At 61.8% G+C, this 13541-nt stretch carries 13 protein-coding genes; 4 read left to right on the forward strand and 9 right to left on the reverse strand.

The genetic code is table 11. The features are described 5' to 3' along the window. Window positions 1-87 precede the first annotated feature (87 nt). The 5 genes from ASF66_RS02715 to ASF66_RS02735 all read right to left on the reverse strand — a co-directional run bounded on the left by ASF66_RS02715 (window position 88) and on the right by ASF66_RS02735 (window position 5100). Window positions 88-1161, reverse strand: coding sequence for a polyamine ABC transporter substrate-binding protein (locus ASF66_RS02715; RefSeq protein ID WP_056842618.1), 1074 nt, complete (start codon window positions 1159-1161; stop codon window positions 88-90). Window positions 1162-1205: 44 nt separating this feature from the next. Further along, a complete protein-coding gene (locus ASF66_RS02720) occupies window positions 1206-1547 on the reverse strand; it encodes a cupin domain-containing protein (RefSeq protein WP_056842619.1) in 342 nt (113 codons plus the stop codon). Continuing rightward, entirely contained in the window at window positions 1544-2968 is a 1425-nt protein-coding gene (locus tag ASF66_RS02725) for an NAD(P)/FAD-dependent oxidoreductase (RefSeq protein WP_056842620.1), read from the reverse strand. The genes ASF66_RS02720 and ASF66_RS02725 overlap by 4 nt, the downstream gene beginning before the upstream one ends. 57 nt (window positions 2969-3025) lie before the next feature. Continuing rightward, window positions 3026-3826, reverse strand: coding sequence for an AraC family transcriptional regulator (locus tag ASF66_RS02730; RefSeq protein ID WP_049859713.1), 801 nt, complete (start codon window positions 3824-3826; stop codon window positions 3026-3028). A 314-nt stretch (window positions 3827-4140) separates the two neighbouring features. Continuing rightward, the gene (locus ASF66_RS02735; protein ID WP_056842621.1) at window positions 4141-5100 is read right to left on the reverse strand and encodes a DNA replication terminus site-binding protein; all 960 of its coding nucleotides are present in this window, start codon (window positions 5098-5100) and stop codon (window positions 4141-4143) included. 112 nt (window positions 5101-5212) lie between these two features. Here ASF66_RS02735 and ASF66_RS21865 point away from each other — a divergent pair, with 112 nt between their 5' ends. Continuing rightward, a complete protein-coding gene (locus ASF66_RS21865; RefSeq protein WP_082484398.1) occupies window positions 5213-5365 on the forward strand; it encodes a DUF2256 domain-containing protein in 153 nt (50 codons plus the stop codon). 9 nt (window positions 5366-5374) lie between these two features. Here the strand turns inward: ASF66_RS21865 and ASF66_RS02740 are convergent, their stop codons facing one another. Next, window positions 5375-6376, reverse strand: a complete 1002-nt coding sequence (locus ASF66_RS02740; RefSeq protein WP_049859711.1) for a LacI family DNA-binding transcriptional regulator — start codon at window positions 6374-6376, stop codon at window positions 5375-5377. Between the two features lie 193 nt (window positions 6377-6569). On the opposite strand from ASF66_RS02740, the gene ASF66_RS02745 reads away from it, so the two are divergent. The 3 genes from ASF66_RS02745 to ASF66_RS02755 are packed head-to-tail and all read left to right on the forward strand — an operon-like array spanning window position 6570 to window position 10094. Continuing rightward, on the forward strand, window positions 6570-7742 hold the full coding sequence (locus ASF66_RS02745) for a Gfo/Idh/MocA family protein (protein ID WP_056843405.1): 1173 nt from the start codon (window positions 6570-6572) through the stop codon (window positions 7740-7742). Further along, the gene (locus ASF66_RS02750) at window positions 7739-8818 is read left to right on the forward strand and encodes a sugar phosphate isomerase/epimerase family protein (RefSeq protein ID WP_156463115.1); all 1080 of its coding nucleotides are present in this window, start codon (window positions 7739-7741) and stop codon (window positions 8816-8818) included. Before ASF66_RS02745 ends, ASF66_RS02750 begins: the two co-directional genes overlap by 4 nt. Before the next feature lie 52 nt (window positions 8819-8870). Further along, window positions 8871-10094, forward strand: a complete 1224-nt coding sequence (locus tag ASF66_RS02755; RefSeq protein ID WP_056842622.1) for a nucleoside permease — start codon at window positions 8871-8873, stop codon at window positions 10092-10094. A gap of 17 nt (window positions 10095-10111) precedes the next feature. Here ASF66_RS02755 and ASF66_RS02760 read toward each other — a convergent pair whose 3' ends face one another. Genes ASF66_RS02760 through ASF66_RS02770 form a run of 3 tightly spaced genes read right to left on the reverse strand, consistent with a single transcriptional unit; the run spans window position 10112 to window position 13538 of the window. After that, window positions 10112-11725: an ABC transporter ATP-binding protein gene (locus ASF66_RS02760; protein ID WP_056842623.1), complete on the reverse strand. Its 1614-nt coding sequence runs from the start codon at window positions 11723-11725 to the stop codon at window positions 10112-10114. Further along, window positions 11718-12539: an ABC transporter permease gene (locus tag ASF66_RS02765; protein ID WP_056842624.1), complete on the reverse strand. Its 822-nt coding sequence runs from the start codon at window positions 12537-12539 to the stop codon at window positions 11718-11720. The genes ASF66_RS02760 and ASF66_RS02765 overlap by 8 nt, the downstream gene beginning before the upstream one ends. Window positions 12540-12542: 3 nt before the next feature. After that, the gene (locus tag ASF66_RS02770) at window positions 12543-13538 is read right to left on the reverse strand and encodes an ABC transporter permease (RefSeq protein WP_056842625.1); all 996 of its coding nucleotides are present in this window, start codon (window positions 13536-13538) and stop codon (window positions 12543-12545) included. Window positions 13539-13541 lie beyond the last annotated feature (3 nt).

Here is a 13541-nt window from a genome sequence, read left to right on the forward strand (position 1 = left end):
TCCCGTCATTGCTGCAAAACATCAGAGCCGAACGCCACCTGCGCCGAGGAACACCGCCGATGACTCCAGTCTCATCGGCGGATGACTTCACTGTCCGTTCTTGACCCGGCTCCACACCCGTGTGCGCAGACGGTCGTTTTCCAGAGGCATTGCCTCCAACACGAAGAGCTTCTTCATCACGCTCTCAGGCGGGTACACCATCGGATCGTCGAGGATAGCCTTGTCGGTCAGGGCCTCGGCAGCGGTATTGCCATTGGCGTAGTGCACGTGGTTGCTGATACCGGCCATCACTTTGGGTTCGAGCAGGTAGTTCAGAAACGCATAGCCGGCGGCCTCGTCAGGCGCATCGGCGGGCATGGCGACCATGTCGAACCACATCGGTGAGCCTTCCTTGGGAATGGCGTAGGCAATCTGCTGGCCATTCCCGGCTTCGCTAGCTCGGGCGGCGGCTTGCATCACGTCGCCGGAGAAGCCGACCACCAGGCACACGTCGCCGGTCGCAAGATCGCTGGTGTATTTGGAGTTATGGAAGTAACTCACATACGGACGCACCTTGAGCAGTAAGGCCTGCGCTTTCTCGTAGTCGGCCTTGTTTTTGCTGTGATGCGGCAGGCCAAGGTAGTTCAGGGCAATAGGCAGGATCTCGGGACCATTGTCGAGCATGGCCACGCCGCATTGGGCGAGTTTCTTCATGTTCTCGGGCTTGAACACGATATCCCACGAATCGATCGGCACGTCGCCCAGGACCGCCTTGACTTTGGCCACGTTGTAGCCGATGCCGGTGCTGCCCCACAGGTAGGGAAAACCGTAGCGGTTGCCAGGGTCGTTGGCCTCGAGCACCTTCATCAGGGTCGGGTTGAGGTTCTGCCAGTTAGGGAGCTTGCTTCGGTCCAGGGGTTTCAGCGCGCCGGCGGTGATCTGCCGGGCCATGAAGTGGTTGGAAGGAAATACCACATCGTAGCCGGAATGGCCGGCCATCAACTTGGCATCGAGCACCTCGTTGCTGTCGTACAGATCATACTGCGTCGGGTGTCCGGTCTGAGCCGTGAAGTTCTTCAGGGTGTCCGGGGCGATGTAACTGCTCCAGTTGTAGATCCTGACGGTATCGGCTGCCTGAGCGGTAGACGCGATCAACACTAATGGAACGATCGACTTCAACATACAAGACCTCAACCTTTGTTCTAGGCGTTATGGATGAAGGCAGTTCAGAAAATCAGCACATAACTTTTGCGGACGGTTTCTTGTACGTCCCAGATGCCCGTCGTGTTCGCGGGGAACATCAACGCGTCGCCGGCCTGGATATGAAGAGACTCACCGCCATCGGCAGTGAAGGTGCAGCGCCCCTGGATGAAATGGCAGAACTCCCGCTGCGCGATCTGGCGCCGCCAGCGACCGGGCGTGCACTCCCAGACGCCGGCCTCGACACCGTCATCACGCTCCACGTTCGTCGTGGCAACCTGTGAACATGGCTCGCCCAGTGGTACGGCCACAGCACCCGGCTCGCCCAAGGACAAGCGGGCAGTGTCGCGAAAGTGATCGATCTTCATGCAAACGGCTCCTTGGACTTCATCAGACGTTCCATGCAACCGGCCAGGCCTTCAGCCATCTGGCGCCGCCACCGAGGTGCATGGAGATTGGCCAATACCTGATCCTCGTGAACGAAGCTCTGGATAATGGCGTTGTAACCCAGCCAGCGCAGCGGCTCGGGCTCCCAGCGAGGCAGGGCGGTCAGGGGCCGATCATCCAGTACCCAGGGCTGACGAGTCAGTTCGTTGTCCCGACCCAGAATCAGCGCCGCGACCGTGCGGCCACCCAGGTTGCTGGCACCCACGCCTTCGCCGCCATAGCCTCCCGCCAGTGCGACCTGCTGGCTGCGATCGGCGAGCATGTGCGGGTGAAAACGCCGGGCGACGCCCAGGTTGCCGCCCCAGGCATGTGTCAGCCGCACGTTGCGCAGCATTGGAAACAGTTCACCAAACAGATGCTGACGCAACTCCCGTTCCGTCTGGGTGAGGTTGAAATCACTGCGCAGGCGGCCCCCGAAGCGGTAGCCTCCGCGGGCGCCAAACACCAGGCGGTCATCTCGGCTGCGCTGACCGTAGGTGACCTGGCGGCTGTTTTCGCTGAAAGCCTGCCCCCGGTTCAGACCGATTTCGGCCCAGACATCGGCCGGCAAGGGTTCGGTCGCGACGATCAGGCTTTGTGCGGCCACCTGGTATTTGTTCAGCGGGGGCAGGGCGCTGGCATAACCTTCGACTGCCGGCACGACCCAAGCGGCCTTCACCCGACCGAGTTCGGTTCGAACCTGGCCCGGCTTCCAGTCGAGCACTGTGCTTTGCTCGAAGATGCGTACACCCAGACGTTCCACGGCCTCGGCGAGCCCCCTGACCAGCCGTGCAGGTTGGATGGTCGCGCAGTGCGGTGAATACAGGGCGCCGTAGGCCTGGGCCACGTTCAGTTGCTCACGCAAGGCCTGTGGGCTCAACCAGCGGTAGTCTTCTTCACCCAAGCCTTGAGCACGGGCGGCCTCGAGCTGTTCGCGCAGACGCCGTTCCTGCTCTGGATATCGTGCTGCGCAATACAGCACGCCGCCTTTGCGCAGCCCGCAATCAATGCCTTCGACCCGACATACCCGCGCCACTTCGTCGGGAATCCCATGCAGCAGGTCATAGCCGGCTTGGCGCTGCGCCGCCGACAGCGGCCCAAGCAACCGGTCTTCGCCCAGCAGATTGCCCATCAACCAGCCGCCATTGCGTCCAGAGGCGCCAAAGCCGGCAATCTGAGCTTCCACGATAACGACGTTCAGGTGGGGTGCCTGTTGTTTGAGGTAGTAGGCCGTCCAGAGGCCGCTGTAGCCGGCGCCGATGATCACGACGTCTGCGTCCAGATCCTCACGCAACGCCGGGCGCGGCGTCAGTGCCTCACCCAGCTGTTCCATCCACAAGCTCACGCCAGCCCAGCCCGCCATCACATGCTCCGTCGGTTGATTGCCGATGCAGATTAATGCGCTGGGGCAGGGGAGATGTTATCTGCGGGCACGCACGCAATGGGTTTTGAGCCAGGCCTTGGGCGTACAGCCGGTATGGCTGCGGAAAGCCTTGTAGAACGCCGAAGTGGAATTGAACCCGGCACGCTCCGCCAAGGCGTCGATGGGCGCGTCTTCACCATGACGGGCCAGGTGTTCAAGCAGGTACGCCAGGCGTGCCTGGGTGACGTAGCGGTAGAAGCTTTGCCCCAGTACTTGATTGAGCAGGTAGGACAACTGGTTGCGGCTGTAGCCGGTAGCGCTGGCGATTCGCGCAAGGTCCAGGTCGGGGTCCAGAAAGGGCTGCTGTCGGGCGAAATAGTCGACCAGGTCCCGTGCCATGAACCCCAATTGGCGTGTCGAGAGCCCCAGCTTGCTGATGGCAGGGGCCTGACGCCCGGCCTGCGGTTCGCCGTCGCGGACCAGCGATGCGTATTCATTTATCCGCAGGATCAGGCCATCACAGACCGTGATCGCTTCGCTGGTGCGAAACACCACACGCTCGCCACTGCCTTTCAAGGCCGTCTGGTACTGAATGAACGCGGTGCAGCCGTCCGCTCGGATGCGGTCGTTGTGCTCGAGATACTCATCGGGATGACGCGGCAGGGTGCTGGAGACGTAAGCGCGCAACTCGGCCAGGCCCATGCTGCGATTCTGAAAGAAATCGTTGTACTGCACCTGAGGATGGTAGATCGCAAGAATCGCCTCAAGATCACGACGCTTCCACGCTAAGTGGTAGCGCAGCACCACCTCAAGGGTGAGCGCTGTCTGTTCGGCAGTGTCGGGCGGGACGATGGACATGAGTTGAGGGGCCTGATGGCAGGGCAGGCTAGTTTAGCCATTAAGAATCAAGCGCAGCACATGGCACGTCAATCGGTGAGCAGTAATAACATCATGGTAGGCAGCCTAGCGTCTTCAATCTACTCTTCGCGTGCCGTGAGCATAGAAGGGGCCGTCATCGCGCTTGGCTGAGATCCCGCGCTGCAATGATTACCTTGATCCAATAACAGTAACATCATGACATTGAGGCCGTTTTAGATGACCCACACACCGCGTTCACAGCCTAGTTAATAACAGAAAGCGCGCTTGAGTTCTGTTCCCACTTCAAACCTTTCTCAAGGCTCTTCCGACTTCCTGGGCATCGGTCCATACACACGATGTTCTTCCTTGTAGCGGAACAGGTTCATCGCTTCCACGTACGGATCATCCTCCAGCAATGCCAGGCGGGTGTTTTTCTTCACCAGGATCTTCGGCTCGTAACTTTGAAGCGGTTTGACCTTCGGCGCTGGCTGGCCTAGTTCGTAGACGAAGGGGACCGGTGCAATGATCGGCTTCACTTTCGCGTCTGCATTGCGAACCCGCGCGCGAATATGAGGCTGCACCAATCGACGAATCGCGACCTGTTCGCTCGGGTCGAGCTTGGCCAGCATGTCGATGCCGTAGAGCAGGGCGTTCTCGGCCGCAGCTTCCGAGAAGTGGTGCACGGTCGCTTGTTTGTCGCGGTATTGATCGAGCAACTCTTTCCATTCTTCAATCAAGTCGCCGGCCATCTTGCGTGCGCCGGAAGAGCCGGTGTCATCCCAGTAGAAGTTGATGACTTGGGGATCCGTAAGCACATGGGTCAAGCGCAAGGCCTGCTTGGGAACGATACCGTTCCCGCTACCCTTGAAGCGGCCCCAGACATTGCGGCGATCGTTGGTCTTTTCGATGGCCCCGATCAACTTGCCCAGTTCGCCACGGGTGGCGTTCGTCTGCAGGATCTTGTCGATGGCCGCGCGGGGCAGGGCGATCACACCGGGTACACGCAGCGTTTCCCGTGGGTGCTGGCCAACTTTGACCCAGATACTGGTGAGTGCTTCGAACGCCGCGTGTACGGCCTCATCGCCGTAGAGCGTACGAACTTCTATCGGTTCGTTGCGCACCGCATCCTCGGGCCGGAAATCCAGGCCGAACATGGCATCGACATGGGCTTGATCCCTGGAGGCCCGCAACACTTCGCCCAGCTCCATCAACTCGGACTGGAGCCGGTTGACCATGGCGATGGCCGCGCTCGTTTGGCTAAGATGCAGGTCCATGCGTTTGTCCAGGTGATGGGCAGATGGCGCATTCTAGCGAGGTACTGTGGTTTTATACAGCCTCTGATGATTTTCGTATCGGGATTTCGGTGCTGGTCGATGGAGACAGTGTTTGAAGAAGAGTGAACTACCGGTAAAGCACTGCGCCACATGCGGTCTGCCCTTCACCTGGCGCAAGAAATGGGAAAGATGCTGGGATGAAGTTCGTTATTGCTCGGAGCGGTGTCGACGGCAGAAAAAGTCCGCGCCTGCATCGAATCAATAACGGGCATCATCAGCCCGCTACCCGAGCGGTGCTCTGCCGGATCGTCAGCTGATAGGGCAAGGTCACGTGCCGTGCCGCCAGCGGGCGTTTCTCGATCAGGCTGATCAACATCTCTACCGCCTGCTGGCCGAACTGTTCGGCCGGCTGGGCGATGGTCGTCAGCGGCGGATCGCAGTAGGCGGCCAGTTCGATGTCGTCGAACCCGGCCAGTGAAACGTCTTGAGGTACGCGCAAGCCCATTTCCCTGATCCGTTTCAAGGCGCCGATGGCCATTTCATCGCTTTCGCAGAACAGTGCGGTGGGGCGCTCGGGCCCAGCCAGCAACTGCAGCGCACCGTCATAGCCGGCTTTCAGACTGAAATCGCCTGGGCAGATCATTGCCGGGTGGGGTGCGATGTCGGCTTCGCGCAGCGCCGCTTCGTAGCCCGCGCGGCGGTCGTGAGTCAGCGGGCTGTCGGCCGGTCCGTTGATCAAGCCGATGCGTCGGTGGCCCAGGTCGAGCAGGTGCTGGGTGACGGCTTTGGCCGCCGCTCGGTTATCCAGGCTGACGGTTGGATGACGACCGCTTTTCAGCACCTCGCAGGCGTTGACGATGGGAGGCACGTCCGAGAGCCCGCTGGTTGAAGCGAACGGGTCGTAGGCGCGCAACTGCAGAACCCCGTCGGCCTGATGGGCGTGTACCAGCTCGGCAAATTCCCGCTCGGTGGCTTCGCAACCCAGAGTGTCGCACAGCAACACGCGATAGCCGGCGGCCTGGGCGGCTTTCTGGGCGCCGCTGATGACGCGGGCAAAAAAACCGTTGGCAATGTTCGGCACCAGAACGACCAGGTTGAACGTGCGCCGCGAGCGAAACTGCACGGCCATCAGGTTGGGTCGGTAGCCGGCCTGTTCCACGGCGACGTTGACCCGGTCACGGGTCTCGGGCAGCACTCGCTCCGGGGACTTCAGGGTGCGCGATACCGTCGCCACCGAAACCCCGGCCAGGCGCGCCACTTCACGAATGTTCGACAAGCCCACCTCGTTTCTCGGGAATACCAAAGCGAAGCTTACCTCAGTTCGCGGAAGAGTCCGGGACCGATTTTCCGCGGCTGGCCGTTTGACAGAACACGGTTTGGCGCCTAGATTCGATGGAGGAATGTAACCGGTTACATAGACTGGTTGCGTATCGTACGTCAGACAGGTACCTGCTTTGAGGCTGGGTTTCATGCACAAGACAAGAATGGGGTTCGTCGGCGGTGGAGAAGGGTCTTTCATCGCCAAGGCACACCGTCAGGCCGCGGCGCTGGACGGGCGTTTCGAACTGGTGTGCGGCGCCTTCAGTCGCGATCCCTCGAATAACCAGCGGACGGGCAGTGCCTTGGGGCTTGAGTCAGCGCGGATTTATGCGGACTGGCAACAAATGATCGAGGCCGAATCACGCCTGCCCAGTGACCAGCGCATGGAGCTGGTGGTGAACGTCGCGCCGAATCATCTTCATGCCCCGGTCGCTCGGCAGGCGATCCAGGCTGGCTTTCACGTGTTCAGCGAAAAACCCGCCGCCTTGAACCTGGCCGAGTTGCAGGCGCTCGAACGCGTGCTTGGCGGCAGCGATCGCCTGTACGGTCTGGCCCACGTTTACCTGGGTTACCCCATGGTGTGGGAAGCCCGTGAGTTGGTGCGCAACGGTGTGATTGGCAAGGTGCGAAAAGTCATCGTCGAATACCCCCAAGGTTGGCTGAGCCAAGATATTGCCCGCGATGGCAACAAACAGGCCGACTGGCGTGACAACCCGGAACAGTCCGGCATCGGCGGCTGCATCGGCGACATCGGCACCCACGCGTTCAGTCTTGCCGAGTTCATCGCCGATCAGCAGGTGCAATCCCTGAACGCCATGCTCGGCTCCCACATCGAGGGCCGCCGGCTGGACGACGATGCCAGCATGCTGTTCAAGATGAACGGCGGTGCGAGCGGCGTGCTCATTGCCAGCCAGGTCTGCGCCGGCGAGGAAAATCCGCTGAAAATCCGCATCTACGGCGAGCGGGGCGGACTGGAATGGCGTCAGGAAGAGCCGTCCAGCCTGATCCATCGCTCGCTGGATCAGCCCATGCGGGTGCTGCGCTCGGGCCTCGGACAGCCGTGGCTCAGCGCTGCGGCCACACGACGGATGCGTCTGCCGGCCGGTCATCCCGAGGGTTACCTGGAGGCGATGGCCAATCTCTACGTGGATTTCGCCGATGCCATCCAGGCCAGTGGCGGCGGCAACCATGCGCCGGGCGTGCCGGGCATGGAGGTGGGTCTGCGTGGAATGGCCTTCATCGAAACCGCCATCGCCAGCCACCGCAGCGATGCCAAGTGGACCGAGTTGGTCTGTCCTGTGCACTCACGGAGCCTTTCATGATGAACGTTGCAACCGAACACGGCCTGCGTGGACCGGGCATATTTCTGGCCCAGTTCATGTCGGACCAAGCGCCTTTCGACAGCCTACCCAACATCGCCAGCTGGGCCGCATCCCAGGGGTACAAGGCCATTCAATTGCCCACGCTGGGCACTCGTTACATTGATCTGGAACGAGCCGCGGACAGTCAGACGTACTGCGACGAACTCAACGCCATTTGCGCAAACGCCGGCGTGCAGATCAGTGAGCTGTCCACCCACCTGCAAGGTCAACTGGTGGCGGTGCATCCGGCTTTCGATGCGGTGTTCGACGAGTTTGCGCCTGCCCACGTGCGCGGTCGGCCCGAGGCCCGAACGCAATGGGCCAGCGACCAGCTCAAGCTTGCCGCCCGCGCCAGCCAGCGGCTGGGGCTGAAAGCCCACGCGACCTTTTCCGGTGCGCTGCTGTGGCCCTATGTCTACCCGTGGCCGCAGCGGCCAAAGGGTCTGGTCGAACAAGGGTTCGCCGAACTCGCCAGGCGCTGGCTGCCCATCCTCGACTGCTTCGAAGACGCTGGCGTCGACCTGTGCTACGAGATCCACCCCGGCGAAGATCTGCATGATGGCGCTTCGTTCGAGCGTTTTCTGCAGGCGGTCGAACACCATCCGCGGGCCGCCATTCTCTACGACCCCAGCCACCTGCTGTTGCAGCAGATGGACTATCTGGGTTTCATCGACCGCTATCACGCGCGCATCCGCATGTTCCATGTCAAGGATGCCGAGTTTCGTCCCGATGCCCGGGCGGGTGTCTACGGAGGTTATCAGGATTGGATCGACCGGCCTGGACGCTTCCGCTCCCTGGGCGACGGTCAGGTGGATTTCAAATCGATCTTCAGCAAATTGACCCAATACGGTTTCAACGGCTGGGCCGTGCTGGAGTGGGAATGCTGCCTGAAGGATTCGGCGCAAGGCGCGGGTGAGGGCGCTGCGTTCATCGAGCGCCACATGATCACACGTACCCAACGGGCCTTCGACGATTTCGCCGGGGTGTCTGCCGATGTTCATTCCAACCGGCGATTACTGGGTCTGCCTGAAGACTGAAATCTGCGAGCCTTCGACCGACACCTGCCATAACAATAAAACGGTGAGTGCAATGAAAACCATGAACGCGCGATTGAGCGTGATGATGTTCCTGCAGTTCTTCATCTGGGGTGGCTGGTTCGTCACCCTGGGCACCTTTCTGGCGACGGGACTGGGGGCGAGCGGCGGCCAGATCGGCCTTGCGTTCTCCACGCAATCGTGGGGAGCGATCATTGCGCCGTTCGTCATCGGCCTGATCGCCGACCGCTGGTTCAACGCCGAGCGCATCCTGGCCGTGCTTCACCTGCTGGGCGCGGTGCTGTTGTATCAGCTGTATCGAGCAGCGGATTTCGCCACGTTCTATCCCTATGTCCTGGCCTACATGATTGCCTACATGCCCACCCTGGCCCTGGTGAACTCGGTCGCCTTCCGGCAGATGCAGAACCCGGCGCGGGAATTTTCCCGCATCCGAGTGTGGGGCACGATCGGCTGGATCGTGGCCGGTCTGGTTATCAGCATGGTGTTCGCATGGGATTCGGCGCCAGGCATCGCGGGCGGAGCACTGCGCAACACCTTCCTGATGTCGGCCATCGCCTCCCTACTGCTCGGTCTCTACAGCTTCACTCTGCCCGCCACCGCACCCCTGCAAGCCAGCGGCGAGCGCCAGGGACTGCGTCAGGTATTGGGCCTGGATGCACTCGGGTTGCTGAAGGATCGCAGCTATCTGATTTTCTTCCTAGCCTCGATCCTGATCTGCATACCGCTGGCGTTCTATTATCAGAACGCCAACCCGTTCCTGGCCGAGATCGGTGTCGCCAATCCCACGGCGAAAATGGCGATCGGGCAGGTGTCCGAAGTGCTGTTCATGCTGCTGCTGCCGTTGTTCATCGCCCGTTTCGGCATCAAGATCGCGCTGCTGGTCGGCATGCTCGCCTGGGTGCTGCGCTACGTGTTGTTCGCCTACGGCAGCAGCGGTGAAGCGGTCGCGCTGCTGCTGATCGGTATCGCGCTGCATGGCGTGTGCTACGACTTTTTCTTCGTCTGCGGGCAGATCTACACCGATGCCAAAACCCCCGAGCGCTTTCGCAGCTCGGCACAGGGGCTGATCACGCTGGCCACCTATGGGCTGGGCATGCTGATCGGGTTCTGGGTGGCAGGGAAGGTGACCGACCACTACGCATCGGGAATGCGGCATGACTGGCAGAGTATCTGGCTGTTTCCGGCCGGGTTCGCAGCCGTGGTGCTTATAGGGTTTTGCTTGATGTTCCGGCCCGAGCGGCGCGTGCAGGGGCTATGAACGGCATTAATAAACAGTCACCCGGCCATTTGCATCAGCCAGTCCTGCCGCATCTGCGGCACGGCTTCGACCAGGCGCCGGGTGTAGTCGTCCAGCGGTGCGCTGAGCGCCTCGGCCGTACGGCCGTGCCGAACGATGCGTCCGTCGTGCAGCACGGCGACCTCGTGGGCGATTTCCCTGGCGACGTGCAGGTCATGGGTGATGAACAGATAGGACACGCCCGTTTCACTTTGCAGCCGTCGCAGCAATGCCAACACGTCCAGGGCAACCAGCGGGTCGAGGGCCGAGGTCGGTTCATCGCAGATGATCAGAGCGGGTTCTGCAGCCAGAGCACGGGCGATGCAGACGCGTTGTTTCTGCCCACCGGAAAGGGTGTGCGGAAGTCGCTTCGCAGTGTCCGCAGGCAGGCCGACCTGTTCGAGCAGTTCGGCCACGCGCCGTTGCCGTAGCGGTCGGCTCAGCCTGGTGAATGTCTGCACGGGGCGCTCCAGTTGATCGCCGATGCAGAGTCTGGGGTTGAGTGCGTTGTCTGGAATCTGATGGACCATCTGGATCTGCTGCAGATGTTCACGGGTTCGCCGAGTCAGGGTTGAGGGCAACGGCTTGCCGTTGAGCGTCATCGACCCGCCCACGTCGCCGAGCAGGCCGCAGATGGCTCTGCCCAAGGTCGACTTGCCTGATCCGGATTCACCGATCAGCGCCAGCGTGCGCCCTTGGCAAAGGCTCAATGAGAGGTCGTTGAGCACCGGTCGCTGCCGATAGTTTGCGGTCAGCGAGCGGATGACCAGCAGCTCAGCTGCTGCGGCATCTGTGCTACCCAAGGTGCGACCCGCGCGCCCGGCGCTGAGCAGATCCTGGGTGTAGCCCTGCGCCGGACGCTGGAGGATCTGCTCGGTGGTGCCATGCTCCACACATCGCCCATGACGCAGCACCATGATCTGATCAGCCAGTTGTGCGACCACCGCCAGATCGTGGCTGATATAGATCGCGGCAACACCTGCCTGGCGAATCACCTGAGCGATCGCTTGCAGAATCCCCAGTTGGGTGACGACGTCCAGTGCCGTGGTCGGTTCGTCGAAAACGATCAACTGCGGCGAACTGCACAGGGCCATGGCGATCATCGCCCGCTGCAGTTGCCCGCCCGAGACCTGATGCGGGTAGCGTGAAAAGAACGCCTCAGGCTGCGGCAGCGAGAACTGGGCAAACAGCTCCAGTGCCCGCGCCTTGGCGGTATGTGCGTCCATCAGCCCGTGCAGTTGCGCGGCCTCGATCACCTGGGCTCCGATGGTAAGGGCTGGATTGAACGCCGATCCGGCGGATTGAGCGACGTAGGCAATGCGCTTGCCGCGAATCCGGCGCAGCTCGGGTTCCGACAGGTGCAGAAGGTCGCGCCCTTCGAACAGGATGCGTCCGCCGGCAACTGCCATGCCTTCGCGCAGATGACCGAGCAGGGCCTGCCCGATGGTGGACTTGCCCGCCCCTGATTCGCCAATCAAGCCCAGTACTTCGCCTGCCTCGAGGCTGAAGGAGACGTCGTCGACCAACAGCCGTTCAGGCTCGCCCTTGGCAGCGATTCGCAGCTGCTCGACACGCAACAGCGGCGCCGTTGCAACCGGAGTGAGATCAACCATGGTTGCGCGCTCCCCATTGGCGGGTGTTGGTCCCCAGCAGCCAGTCGGCCAGGCTATTGATGCACAGCGCCAACGCGGCGATCGCCGCGCCGGGTACCAGCGCTGCCCAGACCCCGAACAGCACGCCGTCCTTGTTGTCCCTGGCCAGACCGCCCCAGTCGGCGGTGGGTGGCTGGATACCGAGACCCAGGAACGACAGCGCGGAAAGAAACAGCAGAATGAACACGAACCGCAGGGCGAACTCGGCAATCAGGATCGGCAACGCATTGGGCAGGATCTCCCGCAACAGAATCCAGCCCAGGCGCTCACCGCGCATGCGCGCCACATCGATGAACTCCATGGCGGCGATGTCCACGGCCACGGCGCGGGCCACGCGCAGGATACGGGTGGCCTCCAGCACCCCGAGCACAAGAATGATCACGCCCAGGGTCTTGGGCAGGGTTGCCAGAATGACCAACGCCAGAATCAGCGTGGGTATGGCCATGAGTACATCGTTGACCCGTGAGATCAGTTGATCGAGCCAGCCCCCTGCAGCGCCGGCGATGAAACCCAGCGTCGTGCCACACACGAAGGCCACCACCGCCGCTGCGGCGGTCACCGACAATGACGTGCGCGTACCCCAGATCAACCGTGACAGCAGGTCGCGACCCAGGTTGTCGGTGCCCAGCGGTGCCAGCGCCGACGGCAGGTCCCATGCGGAGCCGATCACCTGATCGGGGGAGTGAGGCGCCAGCCAGGGCGCGAGGAGGGCGACGACCACGAACAGGATCAAGCCGACGATGCCGGGCAGGTGAACGATTCTTGGAGCGGGCATGGACTAGTTTCCGTGGCGTAGACGGGGATTGGTCAACAGCGCAATCACATCGGCGAACAGATTGAGCAGGATGTAGATGGCCGCCAGGACCAACGCACAGCCCTGTACGACAGGCACGTCGCGCTTGGCGATGCTGTCGACCAGGTATTGGCCCAGGCCGGGATACACGAAAACGTTCTCCACGATCACCACACCCACCATCAAATAGGCCAGGTTCAGCACGATGACATTGATGATTGGTCCCCAGGCGTTGGGTAGCACATGGCGCCACAACACCCGCATCGGCGAGAGGCCCTTGAGCACGGCGGTGTCGACATAGCTGCTGCGCTGGGCGCTGAGCAATGCTGCGCGGGTCATGTTGCTCATGTGGCCGAGCACGGCCAGCACCAGCGTGGCACCGGGAAGCACGACCGCCAGCAACCGCTCCGACAACGGCATGCCCAGTTGCACGCTGCTGTTGCTGGGCAGCCAGGCAAGGGTCATGGAGAAGACGAAGATCAGCAGATAACCCGAGAAAAACTCCGGCAAGGCCACGGTCATACGACTGAACAGGTTCAGCAGTCCGTCGATCCAGCCACCGTGAAAGCGGACCGAAACCAGACCCATGAGCAGCGCCAGGGGCACCGCCACCAGCGCCGTACTGCCGGCCAGGAACACGGTGTTCTGCAGCCGTTCCGAGAGCGCGACGGAAATGTTTTCCCGTGAAGTCAGGCTGATGCCGAAATCGCCCTGCAGGATTCCGCCCAGCCAGTGCAGATACCGCCAGCCCGCCGGCTGATCCAGCCCCAGTTGCAGCTTCAGCGCCTGAATGGCCGCAGGGGTCGCGGATTGACCGAGGATCGCGGTGGCGGTATCGCCGGGCAGCAGGTTCAGGCCGATGAAGATCAACAGCGAAGTGGCCAGCAGCATCGCCAGGCCGACCGCCAGCCGTCGCACGATCATGCTCGCCAACACGCTTTGCCCTTCTGCGCCTACGCTAACCGGCAATGTCGCAGGCATGAT

The organism is Pseudomonas sp. Leaf129 (assembly GCF_001423465.1).
GTDB classification, from domain to species: Bacteria; Pseudomonadota; Gammaproteobacteria; order Pseudomonadales; family Pseudomonadaceae; genus Aquipseudomonas; species Aquipseudomonas coleopterorum.